16 protein-coding genes are annotated in these 16,461 nt (G+C 66.9%); 9 read left to right on the top strand and 7 right to left on the bottom strand.

Translation table 11 applies throughout. The annotated features are described in order from the left end of the window. Positions 1–33 precede the first annotated feature (33 nt). The 4 genes from AVMA1855_RS11375 to AVMA1855_RS11360 are packed head-to-tail and all read left to right on the top strand — an operon-like array spanning position 34 to position 3,999. On the top strand, positions 34–459 hold the full coding sequence (locus AVMA1855_RS11375) for an acyl-CoA thioesterase (protein ID WP_284425780.1): 426 nt from the start codon (positions 34–36) through the stop codon (positions 457–459). After that, on the top strand, positions 456–1,619 hold the full coding sequence (gene prpC, locus AVMA1855_RS11370; RefSeq protein WP_284402829.1) for a bifunctional 2-methylcitrate synthase/citrate synthase: 1,164 nt from the start codon (positions 456–458) through the stop codon (positions 1,617–1,619). Before AVMA1855_RS11375 ends, prpC begins: the two co-directional genes overlap by 4 nt. Positions 1,620–1,676: 57 nt before the next feature. After that, entirely contained in the window at positions 1,677–3,128 is a 1,452-nt protein-coding gene (locus tag AVMA1855_RS11365; protein ID WP_284425779.1) for a bifunctional 2-methylcitrate dehydratase/aconitate hydratase, read from the top strand. Between the two features lie 4 nt (positions 3,129–3,132). Beyond that, positions 3,133–3,999, top strand: coding sequence for an isocitrate lyase/PEP mutase family protein (locus tag AVMA1855_RS11360; protein ID WP_284425778.1), 867 nt, complete (start codon positions 3,133–3,135; stop codon positions 3,997–3,999). 68 nt (positions 4,000–4,067) lie between these two features. On the opposite strand, the gene AVMA1855_RS11355 is transcribed toward AVMA1855_RS11360, so the two are convergent. Both AVMA1855_RS11355 and AVMA1855_RS11350 read right to left on the bottom strand, forming a co-directional pair. Beyond that, complete coding sequence (locus tag AVMA1855_RS11355) at positions 4,068–4,907, bottom strand: hypothetical protein (protein WP_284425777.1); 840 nt, start codon at positions 4,905–4,907, stop codon at positions 4,068–4,070. 19 nt (positions 4,908–4,926) lie between these two features. After that, complete coding sequence (locus AVMA1855_RS11350; protein WP_284425776.1) at positions 4,927–5,358, bottom strand: ABA4-like family protein; 432 nt, start codon at positions 5,356–5,358, stop codon at positions 4,927–4,929. A 120-nt stretch (positions 5,359–5,478) separates the two neighbouring features. Here AVMA1855_RS11350 and AVMA1855_RS11345 point away from each other — a divergent pair, with 120 nt between their 5' ends. After that, the gene (locus AVMA1855_RS11345; protein WP_284425775.1) at positions 5,479–6,162 is read left to right on the top strand and encodes a TetR/AcrR family transcriptional regulator; all 684 of its coding nucleotides are present in this window, start codon (positions 5,479–5,481) and stop codon (positions 6,160–6,162) included. Between the two features lie 45 nt (positions 6,163–6,207). Here the strand turns inward: AVMA1855_RS11345 and AVMA1855_RS11340 are convergent, their stop codons facing one another. Then, complete coding sequence (locus AVMA1855_RS11340) at positions 6,208–7,329, bottom strand: sensor histidine kinase (RefSeq protein ID WP_284425774.1); 1,122 nt, start codon at positions 7,327–7,329, stop codon at positions 6,208–6,210. 509 nt (positions 7,330–7,838) lie between these two features. Here AVMA1855_RS11340 and AVMA1855_RS11335 point away from each other — a divergent pair. The 3 genes from AVMA1855_RS11335 (at position 7,839) to AVMA1855_RS11325 (ending at position 10,175) form a co-directional block, all read left to right on the top strand. Further along, positions 7,839–8,702 carry a DUF2167 domain-containing protein gene (locus tag AVMA1855_RS11335; protein ID WP_284425773.1) on the top strand — a complete coding sequence of 288 codons (864 nt, stop codon included), beginning with the start codon at positions 7,839–7,841 and terminating at the stop codon, positions 8,700–8,702. Positions 8,703–8,748: 46 nt separating this feature from the next. Further along, the gene (locus AVMA1855_RS11330; protein WP_284425772.1) at positions 8,749–9,516 is read left to right on the top strand and encodes a hypothetical protein; all 768 of its coding nucleotides are present in this window, start codon (positions 8,749–8,751) and stop codon (positions 9,514–9,516) included. A 152-nt stretch (positions 9,517–9,668) separates the two neighbouring features. Next, entirely contained in the window at positions 9,669–10,175 is a 507-nt protein-coding gene (locus tag AVMA1855_RS11325) for a 2OG-Fe(II) oxygenase (protein ID WP_284425771.1), read from the top strand. 34 nt (positions 10,176–10,209) lie between these two features. Here AVMA1855_RS11325 and AVMA1855_RS11320 read toward each other — a convergent pair whose 3' ends face one another. Next, on the bottom strand, positions 10,210–11,160 hold the full coding sequence (locus AVMA1855_RS11320) for an NAD-dependent epimerase/dehydratase family protein (RefSeq protein ID WP_284425770.1): 951 nt from the start codon (positions 11,158–11,160) through the stop codon (positions 10,210–10,212). Positions 11,161–11,282: 122 nt separating this feature from the next. On the opposite strand from AVMA1855_RS11320, the gene AVMA1855_RS11315 reads away from it, so the two are divergent. Continuing rightward, positions 11,283–12,182 carry a LysR family transcriptional regulator gene (locus tag AVMA1855_RS11315; protein WP_284425769.1) on the top strand — a complete coding sequence of 300 codons (900 nt, stop codon included), beginning with the start codon at positions 11,283–11,285 and terminating at the stop codon, positions 12,180–12,182. A 61-nt stretch (positions 12,183–12,243) separates the two neighbouring features. On the opposite strand, the gene AVMA1855_RS11310 is transcribed toward AVMA1855_RS11315, so the two are convergent. The 3 genes from AVMA1855_RS11310 to lpdA all read right to left on the bottom strand — a co-directional run bounded on the left by AVMA1855_RS11310 (position 12,244) and on the right by lpdA (position 16,457). Further along, the gene (locus AVMA1855_RS11310) at positions 12,244–13,194 is read right to left on the bottom strand and encodes a class I SAM-dependent methyltransferase (RefSeq protein WP_284425768.1); all 951 of its coding nucleotides are present in this window, start codon (positions 13,192–13,194) and stop codon (positions 12,244–12,246) included. 224 nt (positions 13,195–13,418) lie between these two features. Beyond that, positions 13,419–14,384, bottom strand: coding sequence for a tripartite tricarboxylate transporter substrate binding protein (locus AVMA1855_RS11305; protein ID WP_284425767.1), 966 nt, complete (start codon positions 14,382–14,384; stop codon positions 13,419–13,421). A 201-nt stretch (positions 14,385–14,585) separates the two neighbouring features. Continuing rightward, positions 14,586–16,457, bottom strand: a complete 1,872-nt coding sequence (gene lpdA, locus AVMA1855_RS11300) for a dihydrolipoyl dehydrogenase (protein WP_284425766.1) — start codon at positions 16,455–16,457, stop codon at positions 14,586–14,588. Positions 16,458–16,461 lie beyond the last annotated feature (4 nt).

Here is a 16,461-nt window from a genome sequence, read left to right as displayed (position 1 = left end):
ATCAATGCCTTCATTGTGCGTAGATTGCGAAGCATGACAACCCCCAGCGGCCCCCTCTTCGCGTTCCAGGACATCGTCTTTCCCTGCCAGGCGAACCACCACGGCAAGCTGTTCGCAGGCCATGCCCTGCAATCCATGGCCAAAGCGGCGTTCCTCGTGGGACGCAGCGTGGCCCAGCGGGATGTGGTGATGGCCAGCGTGACCGGCATCGACTTCGTGTCGCCTGTGCCGGTGGGCCATGTGCTCACGCTGCAGGCCCGCGTGAGCCGGGTGGGCCGCAGTTCGATGACCGTCTGCGTGACCGGCCTGGCGCAGGCCCTGGGTGGGCCGCAGCAGGAGGTGCTTCGGGGCGTGTTCGAAATGGTGGCGGTGGACGCCGCCGGGCGCCCCGCACCCATCCCCCGCTCCGATGCCGCATTGCCCAACGATCCCCTCCCCTATGCAAAGGAAATCGCATGACCCTCGCGACCCCCACCGCGCCCCCGGGCGCCCGTGTCAAGAAATCCGTGGCGCTGTCCGGCGTCACGGCCGGCAATACGGCGCTGTGCTCCGTCGGGCGCACCGGCAACGACCTGCACTACCGCGGCTACGACATCCTCGACATCGCCGAGGTCTGCGAGTTCGAGGAAATCGCCCACCTGCTGGTGCACGGCAAACTGCCGACCACCGCGGAGCTGCGCGCCTACAAGGCCCGGCTCCGGGCGATGCGCGGGGTGCCGGCCAGCGTCAAGTCGGCGCTGGAGCAGATCCCTGCGCATGCCCACCCGATGGACGTGATGCGCACCGGCGTGTCGGCGCTCGGCTGCACCCTGCCCGAAAAGGACGAACACCCCACGCCCGGCGCGCGCGACATCGCCGACCGGCTGCTGGCATCGCTCGGCTCGATGCTGCTGTACTGGTATCACTGGTCCACCCAGGGCCGGCGCATCGACGTCGAAACCGATGACGACTCCATCGGCGCGCACTTCCTGCACCTGCTGCATGGCCGCAAGCCGCCGGCGAGCTGGGAGCGCGCCATGCACACCTCGCTCAACCTGTATGCCGAGCACGAGTTCAATGCCTCCACCTTCACCGCACGCGTCATCGCCGGCACCGGCAGCGACCTGTATTCGTCGATCTCGGGTGCCATCGGCGCGCTGCGCGGCCCCAAACACGGCGGCGCCAACGAGGTGGCCTTCGAGATCCAGAAGCGCTACGACAACCCCGACGAGGCCGAGGCCGACATCCGCCGCCGCGTCGAGGCCAAGGAGGTGGTGATCGGTTTCGGGCACCCGGTCTACACCGTGAGCGATCCGCGCAATGCGGTCATCAAGGGCGTGGCCAAAACCCTGTCGCAGGAGGCGGGATCGACCCGCATGTTCGACATCGCCGAACGGCTGGAGGCGGTGATGCGCGAGGCCAAGAACATGTTCCCCAACCTGGACTGGTTCAGCGCCGTGAGCTACCACATGATGGGCGTGCCCACGGCCATGTTCACGCCCCTGTTCGTCATCGCCCGCACCAGCGGCTGGGCCGCGCACGTGATCGAGCAGCGCATCGACAACAAGATCATCCGGCCCAGCGCGAACTACACGGGGCCCGAAGACCAGGCCTTCGTCGCCCTGGCGGACCGCACCTGAAGCCGCATCGGCGCATTCCATTCTTCTTTGTTCAACACCACTCGACACCCCTGCCCCATGTCCGCGCCCATCAGCAACATCCGCCCCGAATACGACCAGGTCATCGTCGATATCGTCGACTACGCGCTCCGCTACGAGGTGACCTCGGAACTCGCGCTCACCACCGCCCGCCACATCCTCATCGACACCCTGGGCTGCGGGTTGGAGGCGCTGGAATACCCCGCGGCGCGCAAGCTCATCGGTCCCATCGTCAAGGGCACTTCGGTACCCCAGGGCGCCAAGGTGCCGGGCACCGCGTTCCAGCTCGACCCGGTGCAGGCCGCGTTCAACATCGGTGCGTCGATCCGCTGGCTCGACTTCAACGACACCTGGCTGGCCGCCGAATGGGGCCATCCGTCGGACAACCTGGGCGGCATCCTGGCCGTGGCCGACTGGCTCAGCCGCACCGCCGTGGCGGCGGGCAAGCCACCGCTGGTGATGCGCGACGTGCTCACCGCCATCGTCAAGGCCCACGAGATCCAGGGCGTGATCGCGCTGGAAAACGCCTTCAACCAGGTCGGGCTCGACCATGTGGTGCTGGTCAAGGTGGCATCGACCGCGGTCGTCTCCCAATTGCTGGGCCTGTCGCGCGACGAGACGCTGGCCGCCGTGTCGCTGGCCTGGGTCGATGGACAAAGCCTGCGGACCTACCGCCACGCGCCCAACGCAGGCAGCCGAAAGAGTTGGGCGGCGGGTGACGCCACCAGCCGTGCCGTGCGCCTGGCGCTGATCGCGCAGACCGGGGAGATGGGCTGCCCCTCGGCACTGACCGCGAAAACCTGGGGCTTCTACGACGTGTCCTTCAAGGGCCAGCCGTTCCGCTTCCAGCGCCCCTACGGCAGTTATGTGGCGGAGAACGTGCTGTTCAAGATCAGCTTTCCGGCCGAGTTCCACAGCCAGACCGCGGTCGAAGCCGCCATGGCTTTGCACCAGCAATTGCGGGATGCAGGCAAGACCGTGGACGACGTGCAGCGAATCACCATCCGCACGCACGCGGCCTGCATCCGCATCATCGACAAGCAGGGCCCGCTGAACAACGAGGCGGACCGCGACCACTGCATCCAGTACATGGTGGCGGTGCCACTGATTTTCGGCCGGCTCACCGCGGCCGACTACGAAGCCGGCGTGGCGGCCGATCCGCGCATCGATGCGCTGCGCGCCAAGATCCATTGCGTGGAAGACCCCCGCTACACCGTCGACTACCACGACCCGGAAAAGCGCAGCATCGCCAATGCGCTGACCGTGGTGTTCAACGACGGCAGCGCCCTGCCCGAAGTGGCGGTCGAATACCCCATCGGCCACCGGCGCCGGCGCGCCGAAGGCATTCCATTGCTGGAGGCCAAGTTCCGCCGCAACCTCGCGCGCAGCTTCCCCCCGAAGCAGCAGGACGCGATCCTGGCGGCCTCACTCGATGCGCAGACGCTGGAGGCGCTGCCGGTGCACGAATACATCGACCTCTACGTGATCTGACGCCATGGCCCACAACCCACGCAAACATCTGCGCGCACTGGTGGAGGCCCGCCGCGGCGTGCTGGTGCCGGGCGCCTTCAATGCGCTGTCGGCCCGAATCGTCGAAGACCTGGGCTTCGAAGCGCTCTACGTCACAGGTGCCGGTGTGACCAACATGTGGTTCGGCCTGCCGGACCAGGGCTTCATGGGCCTGCACGAGATCGCCGACCACACGGCGCGCATTCGCGACGCGGCCGCCCTGCCCCTGATCGTCGATGCCGACACGGGCTTCGGCAACGCGCTCAACGTGCGGCACACCGTGCGCGTGCTGGAGCGGGCCGGCGCCGATTGCATACAGCTCGAAGACCAGGTCGCACCCAAGCGCTGCGGGCACTTTGCCGGCAAGGAGGTGATCGCCTGCGAAGAGGCCGTCGGCAAGATCAAGGCGGCGGTGGATGCGCGCACCGATCCCGACCTGCTCATCATGGCTCGCACCGACGCGGCCGCGACGCTGGGCCTTGAGGCGGCCATCGAGCGTGCCGAGCGCTTCGCGCAAGCCGGGGCCGATCTTCTGTTCGTCGAGGCCGTCACCACGGCCGAGGACATTCGCGCGCTGCCCGGGCGCCTGGCCACGCCCCAGCTCATGAACATGGTGATCGGCGGGCGCACGCCCATCGTCGGGGCCGAGGAACTGGGCCAGTTGGGCTACGGCATCGTGCTGTATGCCAACGCGGCGCTGCAGGGCGCGGTGGCCGGCATGCAGAAGGCGCTCACCGTGCTGCGCGAGACGAAGTGCCTCGGCGAAGACCCGGCCTTGGTGGTCCCTTTTACCGAGCGCCAGCGCCTGGTGGGCAAGCCCGCGTGGGATGCCCTGGAGCAGCGCTATGTCTGATGCGGCCGGGTAGCCGAATCCCCCTCGCCAGCCGTGGATACACGGTCCTTCGAAGCCGATGGTGCGCGCTATCCGATGAACGCAAGAAACGCATGGCCTTGCAAAGCCTGCACGAACATCGCCAGGACGACAGCGCCGTAGATCGCAGCCACGCCAACGACGCCGCGCTGGCCTAACCGCATTAGCGGGCCCAGCATCAGCACTGCGAGCGGGACGGCGTGCATGGCGTGGGTGGCAAAGAAATGCGGCACGCGCAAGTCGCCGGCATGTGGCAGCCAGCCCATCCACGCCATCGCCTCGTTGGTGCCAGGCACTGCACCGACACGATGGCTTCCCATCACCGCCATGGTCCCGGCGGTGATCAGCGTGAGCCCGAAAGTCAACAGCAGTCCGGCAACCAGCGCTTGGCGCATGCTCGCGGACAGCGGCCGGATGCCGGGATGGCGTGCAAGACCCCATGCAATGGGCAGCACCATGGCCAGGAGCACCAGGGAACCCGCACCCATTGCGCTGTAAAGCGCCGCGTCGAAGGCCGTGGCGATGTTGAAATGCGAGCCCACGCCCCGCGCCGACTGCAGGGTGATGATGGCCTGCTCCATGGCGATGGCCAACAGGCCGGCAAAGATCGCCACCCGGAACACCCGCCGCTGTCGCCAAGCCGGGTCGATGAAGGCGGCAAAGCCGCCCAGACTCATGAGGTAGAGGGCAAAGCCGATCGCAAACTTGATCGGCTTCGTCCACAGCGTAAGCCCGTGCCATTCCCGGTCGTCCAGCAGACCGGCCAGCACCAGCACAGGCAGACCGGCCAGCAGCGCGCCACCGAGCCGGACCATTGGGCCATCCCACTGCGCGAGCGACGACCGCCAGGGTGGTCGCAGAGACGGGGTGAATTCGGCAGCGACAGCCATGGTGCTTGTATCGGACACGTCAGCCTGCCTCGGTCTGGCGCCGTGGCGCGGTGCTGCGCACGATCAGGTACAGGAGAAAGCCGGCCGGGCCGAACAGAAAGGTGGCCGCCAGGCAGGGCAGGACGAGCCAGAACCTGACCGATCGCCGGCGCGCATCCCGCACTTCCCACGCACCGATGGCCAGATCGAAGGCAAGGTAATGCAGCCAACCCGCCAGCAGCACCGGCCTTGAAGCGAAAAGGCGCGCCACGTCATCGAGCGAAGAAAAGCCGCCCTGCGCTGCGGCGAAATGCGCCAGCATGAGCGCTGTATAGAGCGTGGCAAGCAACGAGGGAATCACCCAGGCCGCCAGGCGGTTGGACCATCGGGGCATGACCGGGCTGACCACCAAGACCATCCAGCCCAGCAGAGCCAGCCCGGAGGAGATTGAAAAAATGGAGTCCAGTGTCATGGCAGGCTTCGGATGAATTCGGTTAAAGGCATTGAATCTAGGCACTGTAAACATTAATTTTTACAGCGTCTAGATAAACTCGGGTTTTTTCATGCCTGACGTTTTTTGGACAAGCAAGACATGCCCACCAGCAAGACACCCGCAGTTGCCACGGCGAAACGACGCGCCCGGCCCGCCCCAGCCCCGCTGCCAGCGCCGCGCGGCTATCACCACGGCGATCTGCGTGCCGCATTGCTCGATGCGGCCGCGGCTGAACTCGACGACAAGGGCATTGCGGGCTTTTCGCTGCGCGGCACGGCACGGCGTGCGGGAGTCAGCCACGCGGCGCCCGCGCACCACTTCCCGAACACCGAAGCCCTGCTGTCCGCATTGGCGCATCGGGGCTTTGACCAGTTGTCGGAGGCGATGGAGCGCGAAATGGCGCAAGGCAAACCTGGTCCCCAAGCGCGATTGGCATCCTCTGGAAGGGCCTACGTCATGTTTGCGCGGGCCCATCCGCAGCTTTTCAGGCTGATGTTCTTCGGCCAGCGGCTTCCCCAGGAGCCGACGGAATGCGCACCCCAAGGCCCTGCCAACCCGCTGGCGCTGCTGCGGTCGTGCATCGAGGCTGCGCTGGGGCCCGCCGCCTCGCCTATCGAGGCGGCCACGGCGGTGGCTTCCAGTTGGGGCCTTGTCCACGGCCTTTCCTACCTGTTGATCGAAGGAACTGCAGGCTTCCTGCAGGCCTTTGCCGAAGAGGAGCGGCAGGCAATCATCGACCGCGCCATCGACCAACTGGCGTTGGCCATTGGGCCCACCTCATAGCACCAAAGCGCGCGCTACTGCGACCGGGTAGCGCGCGCAGGGGCCTCAGGCCGCCTTTGAAGATTTGGGCAACACCATCTTGAACCGGATGACGCCGTCCGCCGTCGAGGCGGTCACCTCGCCCTGGTGCGCCTTGGCAATCTCCCGCACGATGAACAAGCCCAGGCCCAGGTTCCCCGACGAAGCCCCTGAAGGGCTGGCGTTGCGTCGCAAGGGGTCGAACAAGGTATCGAGCACTTCCGGGGGAATCGGATCGGACAGGTTCTCCGTGGTGATCTCCACCGCTGCCGCCTGCCCCGCGACGATCACGGCGACTTCGCTGCCCTCCGGACTGTGCTGGGCTGCGTTCGATACCAGGTTGGAGACCGCCTGCCGCACACGCGACGGGTCGAAGTCGCCCCGGGCATCGCCCGTGATCTGCCAGCGGATCCGGCGCTTGGGAAAAGCCTGCTGCAGCATCTCTAATTCTTCCTGGCAGGCCGCGCCCAAGTCGACCGCCTGGCGATGCAGCGGCGTGCCCACGCCCAGCGTGGCCTTGTTGTATTCCAGCAGTGAGTCGAGCAGCACATTCAGGTAGCGGCCATTGCGCAGCAATGCGCCGACCAGGTATGTCGCCTGCTCAGGGTTCTGGCTCCCGACCCGCTCCAGCAATTGCGCGGTCAGCAGCATGGCGTTCAGGGGGCCACGCAGGTCGTGGCCCAGCACGCCGAGAAAGATATGCCGCCACTTGGCGACCTCGGCCGCATGGAACGCCACCGACTCCGCGACCGCCTGGTCGATGGCTTCGTTGAAGCGCACCGTGTCGTCCATCGCGAAGGCGGTCGGCTGGCCGGATTCCATCCACAGGCGCAGCACGCAGGAGCGAATCACGCGGTACTCCGCCACCAGCTGCTCTATGTCCAGTCCGATGCGGGCCCGCAGCGTGCCATGGGACTGCGCGGCGGACTCCTCGGCAGGGGGCGCGGCATGCCCCAGGGATTTGTCGATGGACTGTTCCCGGCTTTGCGGCTGCTCCAGGTCCAGTGCGATGGCGTCCAGCACCAGCGGAAGGTGATTGCGCAAGACGCTTGCAGCCGAGCCCTGCAGCGAGGGGATGCGGGTCGCGTAGGCAAATGACTCGGCGAGGATTTCTTCCCGAGCGTGGCGAATGAACTGCGCAAGGCGCATGGCAATACTCCTATCGGCCTTAACGATAAGTAACGTGGTGGTTACCAAGACAAGATGAAGCCCGAGCGCGGGGTGGTGTCGATGGGCACCGTGACTGCGCAGGCCTGCTCTGCGAACCGCCGATGATTCGAAATCCCGTTCGGTCCGCACAGGCCAGCTTACGATGGCCGGCGGGGGCTGCCGCAGGCGCCCGGTGGCCATTTCGATGTAGTCATTCTTGACCTCGTGCCGAACGAAATTCCCCCTCTGTCGCTGGCCTGCTCGAGTGGCGTTGCAGCAGTGGCGCAGCGCAGCACGAGGGCATTCCGGATTTCGACAACGCCCTGACGCAACCCTTCGATGCTGACCGGATCATGGCCATCTTCGTGCCCTGTCCGGGGCGGTTGGGTGGTGTGGCGCACCGGGTACATTTGCCGTGGCGCCGGGCGGGAGAGGTGTCTGCTCCAGCCACGGGCTGGGCGCAAGGCCCGTGCGCACACTCCAAAAACCAATTCATAACAGGGTAAGAAATGATCAAGTCGTTGGCTACGGCCATCTTGGGCATCAGCATGTCCATGGCCCTTTGGGCCCAGGCGCCGGAATCGCAGCAGCGCCAGGAAAAACTCGCGGAGCAAGTCAAGGCACTGCACTGGATCGACCAGGGCCAGGGCGAAATCGGCAGCAACGCCACCATCAAGATCCCGAAGGGATACGCCTTTTTGGACGAAAAGGACACGGCCAAACTGCTGCAGCTGTATGGCAATCCGCCCACGCCCAACCATTACCTGATCGCCCCGCGTTCGCTGGACTGGTTCGCGGTGTTTTCGTTCGACGACACCGGCTACATCAAGGACGACGAGAAGATCAACGCCCCCGAACTGCTGTCGTCCATCAAGGCCGCGGATGCGGAGGGCAACCAGCAGCGCAAGAAGCTGGGCATGGAGGCCCTGTACACCGAGGGCTGGCAGGTCGAGCCGCACTACGACGCGCAGAGCAAGCGCCTGGAATGGGGCCTGCGCCTGCGCGATGAAAGCGGCCACCAGGCGATCAACTACACCTCGCGCATCCTGGGCCGCACCGGCGTGATGAGCGCCATCCTGGTGTCCGATCCCGAAAACCTCGCGAAGGACACGGAGCAGTTCAAGCAGGTGCTCACGGGCTTCAACTACAACAGCGGCCAGACCTACGCCGAATTCAAGAACGGTGACAAGCTCGCCAAGATCGGCCTGGGTGCGCTGGTGCTGGGCGGCGCAGCGGCCGTGGCGTCCAAGAAGGGCCTGTGGACGGTCATCGGCGGTTTCATCGCCGCGTTCTGGAAGTTCCTGCTCGTCGGCGTGGCCGCGGTCTTCGGTGCCATCGGCAAGCTGTTCGGCCGCGGCAAGAAGGAAGCCTGAGCACCGCGCCCGCTACGGCCCCCTCGCCTCCGACCTCTGACACCCCGTGTTCACGCTGCTGGCCCCCGAAGCGCAGGTGATGCTCGCCATCTGCGCCTTCTATGGGTATGACGCCTGCGTACCGCTGGCCGCAGATGCCGGCCTGCTGCGCCGGGGCCGGCGGGGTTGGCACGGGCTGCTGGCGACGCAGGGTTTCGAGGTCCGCTGGGCCTACCTGGCCTGGCCTGCTTTGCTGCTGCCGCACCAGCCCGTCTACACGCTGCGGTGGGACGCGGAGCGTGTCCAACTGCCAGGCGATGCGCGGGCGATCGAGGGCCTGCGCCAGCACGCCACGGGTTTCGCCGGCTTCGCGTGGCCGCTGTATGGCCTCGGAGCCACCCTGTTCGTGCTGCTGCCCGCGGTGCTGTTCCTCTGGCCGAGCGAGGCCGCGCAACTGGGCTGCCTCGCGCTGATCTACGGGTTCGCGCTCTGGATCGCGCTGCTGGCCCTGCGGCAGGGGCGGCGCGGCCATACGCCACAGCACACCGCGCGCTCGGTGGCGGTGCAGGCCATCCTGTGCCCGCCGTTTGCACTCAACGCCGTGCGCAAGCTGTCGGCAGCCTACCCACCCCATTGCGATTGGCTTCAGGCAGCCCATGCTCTGCTGGAGCCGGGTGCGTGGCGCGACCTGGCGGAGCGCGCGCAGGCCGTCGTCGAAGCGGGCATGGACCAGGCGCAGGCCGAGGACAACCCCCAGACGCTTCAGCGGCTCAGCGCAGCCCGCGGCCGGCTGCAAGCCAGCAGCGGGGCCAGTGCGGATGGGCATGTGCCGTAGCCCCCAAAGCCAGCATCTCCACACACTGTGAGACCATCGAAACACGCAGCCTGCGCGCTGGCCTTTGGCTGCGCTTCGGACGTTTTTTTGGCGGAGATCGAACCATGCATCGGGTGACACTGAGTCCTCGCGTTTTCACCATCCCCCAGTTTTTGACGCCCACCGAGTGCGGTCAACTCATCCAGCTGGCTGAAGACACGGGTTTCACCGCGGCGGAGGTACGCACCCACGGCGGGCCCCGACCCCTGCCCCAGGTGCGCAACAACCAGCGCACGATGGTGGAAAGCCCGGACTGGGTGGCGCTGCTGTGGCACAGGCTGTCGCAGGTGGAACTGCCGGAGATCGAGGGTGCCCATGCGGCGGGCCTGCCCAAGGATCTGCGCTTCTACAAATACGCGCCCGGCCAGCGGTTCAAGATGCACAAGGACGGCCCATGGCATCAAGGCGGCCTGACCAGCGCGCTCACGTTCCTGGTGTACCTGAACGAAGGCTTCGAGGGAGGCGCCACCGACTTCAAGACCTTCCAGGTACAACCCAGGCAAGGCACGGCCCTCGTGTTCATCCACGACACCTGGCACGAAGGCGGCACGCTGGTGGAAGGCACCAAGTACGTGCTGCGGTCGGATGTGCTGTACCCCAAGGGCCCGGCCATCGTCTGAACCACCTGGACGCCCTGCATGAAAGAGGCAGGCATCAACCCCCGCGCTCGGCCGCGGCCGCCAGCGTTTGCCGGATGCCCTGCGCATAAGGCGTCTTGTGGATCGGCCCCAGCAGTTGCTGCAGAGCCGAGTCGTCCATGAGCACCGGGTCGGTGAGCAGGTAGTGCATCTCCACCATCTCGCGCATGAACGGGTTGAACAGGCCGATCAGGCGCAGCATGGTCTTGCCCACCACCCGCCGCTTGAGCGCCCTGCCGGTCTGGCGCTCCATTTCGGACACCATTTCACGCTGCGTGGTCACGCCGGCTCCGCCCAGGTTCCAGATCTTGCCGAATGCCGCGGGAGTGTTCGCCAGCTGGACGACCACCGGGCCCACATCCGGCACGTAGACGAACTCGTGCGGGCGGTCGATGGGCCCCACCATGTCGGCGGTGCTGCCCTGCACGGCGGCCTGCGCGGCCCCGTGCAGCAGGCTGGCCTGCACGCCGGGGCCGTAGAAATCCGGCAGGCGCAGCACTGTCGCGCGGATCCGGCCTTCGGCATGGGCTTGCATCACCAGGTCTTCCTGTGCCTTGCGCATGCGGCCTTTGAACGTGTGCGGCGCCCGGGGGTGGTCTTCGCGCACCGGCTGTGTCCGCGGGCGGCCATACGGATACACCGTACCGATGAGAACGATGTTCCGGACACCGGCCACGATGGCGCCCGCCAGCGTCTTGCGCATCACGTCCGGGTGCAGCTCGAACTGCCAGTAGTTCACACCCACCATGTAGACCAGCGTCTCCACGCCCGACGCGGCCGCTTGCACCGAAGCCGGGTCGTCGGGGTTCCAGGTCACGATGTCGGCCAGCGGATCGGCGCCGAAAGCCTGGCTCAGGCTGGCTCGGGTCCTGCCGACGACGCGATAGGGCTGGCCTTTGGCGCGAAGCGCAGCGGCGATGCTCTGTCCAATGGCGCCTGCGGCGCCGAAGAGTGCGATGGGTGGCATGGTGATGTCCTGCTGAATCGTGGACCGCCGGTGCTTCAGCGGTGCGAGCCTGCAGTTTGCGAGCGGGGTGGGCAAAAGAAAATTGCCTAAAATCGCATCCCCACTATTCATCAATGCATACCATGGCCGATCCCGAACCGAGTTGGGAGTGGTACCGGACCTTCCTGCAGGTGCTGGAAACCGGTTCGCTGTCGGCTGCCGCCCGGGCGATGGGCTTGACGCAGCCCACCGTTGGCCGCCATGTCGACAGCCTGGAAAACGCCCTGGCCTTGAAGCTGTTCACGCGCTCGTTCGATGGGTTCAAGCCCACCGAAGCCGCGTTGGAACTGCAACCCTATGCGGCCGGCCTGGCGTCCACCGCGGCGGCGCTGCGCCGCGTGGCCAGCAGCCATGGATCCGGCGTGCGCGGCACGGTACGCCTCACGGCCAGCGAGATCGTCGGGGTCGAGGTGCTGCCCCCGATCCTGTCGGCCCTGCGCAGCGCGCACCCGCAACTGACCATCGAGCTGGTGCTGTCGAATGCGGCGGACGACCTCCTGCACCGGGAGGCCGACATTGCCGTGCGCATGTTCCAGCCCACGCAGGAGGCCCTGGTGGCCAGGCGCATCGGCGCTGTGGAACTGGGGCTGTATGCGCACAAGCGCTACCTGGCGGCCCACGGGGTGCCGAAGTCGATGGACGATCTGGCCGGCCACACGATGATCGGGTTCGACCACGAGACGCCCTTTCTGCGCAGGATGCAGGCGCAATTCCCGGTGTTCGCTCGCCCCGGGCTCGCGTTTCGGGCAGACAGCGATCTGGCGCAACTGGCAGCGATCCGGGCAGGCTTCGGCATCGGTGCTTGCCAGGTCGGGTTGGCGGCCCGGGACAAGTCGCTGGTGCGCGTGCTGCAGCCGGTGTTTTCGCCCGCGCTGGACACCTGGATCGCCATGCATGAGGACCTGCGCGAGAGCCCGCGCTGCGCAGCCACCTTCGCCGCATTGGCGGCGGGCCTCAGGCGCTACATCCAGAACGGCGACTGAAGCGGCCCACCCACGAGGCGATTCGGCCACCCGCGCAGAAGCATGGGCCCTCTACCGGGCATCAATCCGGCGCCTTGTACACCAGCACCTTCAGGGCCCGCTCCGCCTGCACGTCCGCGAACACCTCGGGGTTGGCCAACCGCTCCACCAACGCCAAGTCCGGCGCCAGCGCCTGCATCTGCCCTTGCAGAAAATCCAGGCACAGCTCCGGCGCATTCAGGCACAGCAGCGCGTGCCCGCCCGGCGCCAGCAGGTCCGGCAGCCGCCGCATGAGCCGCGCGTAGTCCTTGGTGGCGACGAAGCTACCCTTCTGGTAGCTGGGCGGGTCCACGATCACCAGGCCGTAGGGGCCGCCGCGCGTGATCTTGCCCCAGGTGCTGAAGATGTCATGGGCCAGAAAGCTTGCGCCCGTGGTCAGTCCATTGAGCTGGTGGTTCTGCTGCCCGATGGCGATGGCGCCGTGGCTCATGTCCACGTTCACCACCTGCCGGGCGCCCGCCTGCAGTGCCACCACCGAAAACGCGCAGGTGTAGGCGAACAGGTTCAGCACCTTGGCACCGCGCGGTTCGCGTGCCTGGTGCGCTGCGACGCATTGCCGAACCCAGCGCCGGCCTTCCGCCATGTCCAGGAAAAGGCCGTGGTTCTGCCCCTTGAGCACGTGCACGCGAAAGCGCGCGCCCTGCTCCGTGACCACATGCGGGTCCGGCACGGCGCCTGCCATCAGCCTGGTTTCTGCGCGGCCCTGCAAGCGCAGTGGCTCGTGGCGGCACTGGAACACCCAGTTCAGCGGCTCGCCCGGCGCGATCTGAGCCCATCGGCCTTGCAATGCGGCGCCGATGGTGGCGAGGTCTTCTTCGGCCACGGGCAGAAAACTGGTGAGCACGAAGACCGGCGGGTAGGCGTCCAGCGCCCAATGTTCGCAGCCGGGAAACCGGCCGCCGCGTCCGTGGAAGATGCGCTGGGCGTCCGTGGGGAAGGCCATCGTGGCGATGGCGTCGAGCAAGGGTTGCATGGTGCGATTGTGGCAAAGAAACCAGGGCGAAAAGCCCTCCGCCGCTTGCCGATCCGAACCCACCAGCTACCAATTCCATAGCAACCGCCATCCCTGGCGTGCCCACCCATCGCGTTCGCGGGCCGGTGCGCCAACGAACTGTCGCCACTCCGAAGCGCAGGGCCGCCTGCGCACGCTTTCACCCTGGCCATCCCTTGCCCGGCCCGCCCCGCGAGCGCGCCGGATCAGTCCACCGACGCGCCGGATTGCTTCACGGCCTTGCCCCACTCCACGATTTCGCGGGCGACGAACTGGTCCATGGCCTCGGGCGTGCTGGGCGACGGCTCGGAGCCGCGGTCGCGGATGAACTTCTGCATCTCGGCGCTGGAAAGGATGTCCACCACCTCGTGGTTCAAGCGGTCCACGATGGCACGCGGCGTGCCCTTGGGTGCCATCAGGCCCAGCCAGCCCACGGCTTCAAAGCCCTTGAACTCCGGCAGGCCGGTTTCGGCGATCGCCGGCACGGTCGGCAGCTGGCTGGAGCGCGTGGCAGAGGTGACGCCCAGCGCAACGGCCTTGCCCGCCTGGATGTTGGCCAGGCCCGCCGTCACTGAATCCACCATCAAGGGCACCTGCCCGCCGATGAAATCGGCCTGCGCCGGCCCGCTGCCCTTGTAGGGAATGTGTTCGATCTCGATCCTGGCACGCGCCTTGACCATTTCCCCGCTCAGGTGCTGCGTGCCGCCGATGCCCGCGCTGGCATAGCTCAGCTTGCCCGGCTCGGCCCGGGCCTTGTCCACCAGGTCCTGCATGGACTTGATGCCGGACTGGGGGTGCGCCAGGAACACCAGCGGCACCTTGGCGACGAGGCTGATGCCTTGCAGGTCCTTGCGCGGATCGAAGTTGACCTTGCGGTACAGCGTCTGGTTGACCGCCATCGCGCTGCCGGCCATCACCAGCGTGTAGCCGTCCGCCTTGGCGCGCACCACCTGCTCGGTGCCGATGTTGCTGCCCGCGCCGGCCTTGTTGTCCACCACCAGCGGCTGCCCCAGGCGAGCGCCCAGCTTTTCTGCCAGCGCCCGGGCGAAGATGTCGGTGGCCTGGCCGGGCGGAAAGGGAACGACCAGGGTGATGGGCTTTTCGGGCCAGGCCGCCATGGCGGCACTGGACAGCGCCAGCAGAACGGCCGGCGCGCAGAATTTCAATCGCATGGGGAAATGTCTCCTGTGGTGGATTCGAGTCCATCGCAGCGCGTGACGGCATTGTTGCGCCGGGCCCGAACTTCGACCCATGATAGGCCGCCGCTGGCGACCCCTCGGCGCCTACGCTCCGGCCAATCGCGACCTTCCGGCCCATGAAAAAAGGCAGCCGAAGCTGCCTTGCAGAATGCGGGCGCCGCAGTGGCGCCGGACTCACTTCTTTTGCGGCGGCACGTCCGTGCAGGAGCCGTGCGCGATCTCCGCCGCCATGCCGATGCTCTCGCCCAGCGTGGGGTGCGGATGGATCGTCTTGCCGATGTCCACCGCGTCGGCGCCCATCTCGATCGCCAGGGCGATCTCGCCGATCATGTCGCCCGCATGCGTGCCGACCATGCCGCCGCCCAGGATGCGGCCGTGGCCATGGGCCTCGGGCGAATCGTCGAACAGCAGCTTGGTCACGCCTTCGTCGCGGCCGTTGGCGATGGCGCGGCCGGAGGCGTTCCAGGGGAACAGGCCCTTCTTGACCTTGATGCCTTGCGCCTTGGCCTGGTCTTCCGTGAGGCCCACCCAGGCCACTTCGGGGTCGGTGTAGGCCACGCTCGGGATCACGCGGGCGTTGAAGGCGGCGGCGGCCAGCTCCTTGTTGCCCTGCAGTTCACCCGCGATGACTTCCGCCGCCACGTGCGCCTCGTGCACGGCCTTGTGCGCCAGCATGGGCTGGCCCACGATGTCGCCGATGGCGAAGATGTGCGGCACGTTGGTGCGCATCTGGATGTCCACGTCGATGAAGCCGCGGTCGGTGACGGCCACGCCGGCCTTGTCGGCGCCGATCTTCTTGCCGTTGGGCGTGCGGCCCACGGCCTGCAGCACCAGGTCGTACACCTGGGGTTCCGGCGCGGTGCCGCCCTCTTGCGCCGCGGCGAAGGTCACCTTGATGCCCTCGGGCGTGGCTTCGGCGCCCACCGTCTTGGTGTTGAGCATGATGTTGTCGAAGCGCTTGGCGTTCATCTTCTGCCAGATCTTGACGAGGTCGCGGTCGGCGCCCTGCATCAGTCCGTCCATCATCTCGACCACATCCAGGCGCGCGCCGAGCGTGCTATACACCGTGCCCATTTCCAGGCCGATGATGCCGCCGCCCAGGATGAGCATGCGCTTCGGAACCGACTTGAGTTCCAGCGCGCCGGTGGAGTCCACCACGCGTGGGTCCTTGGGCATGAACGGCAGGTGCACGGCCTGCGAGCCGGCGGCGATGACGGCGTTCTTGAAGGCGATGACCTTCTTGCTGCCCGTCTTCTCCTGGCCCGTGGCGCCGGTGGTTTCTTCCACTTCGAGGTGGTTCGCGCCCACGAACTGGCCCACGCCGCGCACGGTGGTCACCTTGCGCATCTTGGCCATGGCCGCGAGGCCGCCCGTCAGCTTGCCAATGACCTTTTCCTTGTGGCCGCGCAGCGTGTCGATGTCCACCTTGGGCGCACCGAAATCGATGCCCACCGCCTTCAGGTGGCTGACCTCGTCGATCACCGCCGCCACGTGCAGCAGCGCCTTCGAGGGGATGCAGCCCACGTTCAGGCAGACGCCGCCCAGGGTGGCGTAGCGCTCGACCACGATCACCTTGAGGCCCAGGTCGGCCGCACGGAACGCGGCGCTGTAGCCGCCGGGGCCACCGCCCAGCACGAGCACGTCGCAATCCAGGTCGACCGTGCCGCCGTAGCTGGCCGCCGGAACGGTTGCTACGCTTTTTGCAGCGGCATGCCCTAGTGTTGATTGTGCTGGAGCCTGTTTTGGCTCGGAAGCTGCTGCAGGCACTGCTGCAGGTGCAGGCGCCGCGGCCGGCGCGCTGGCGGCATCGGACGCCTCCAGCGTGAGCAGCACGGAGCCTTCCGCGACCTTGTCGCCGATCTTGACCTTGAGCTCCTTCACCACGCCGGCATGGCTCGACGGGATTTCCATCGATGCCTTGTCGGACTCCACGGTGACGAGGCTCTGCTCGGCCTGGATGGTGTCGCCGGGTTTCACCAGCACTTCGATCACGCCCACTTCGGCGAAGTCGCCGATGTCGGGCACCTTGATGTCGATCACTGCCATAGGG

The sequence above is a fragment of the Acidovorax sp. SUPP1855 genome, from assembly GCF_030158955.1.
Taxonomy (GTDB): domain Bacteria; phylum Pseudomonadota; class Gammaproteobacteria; order Burkholderiales; family Burkholderiaceae_C; genus Paracidovorax.
This window is presented reverse-complemented; position numbering and strand designations above follow the sequence as displayed.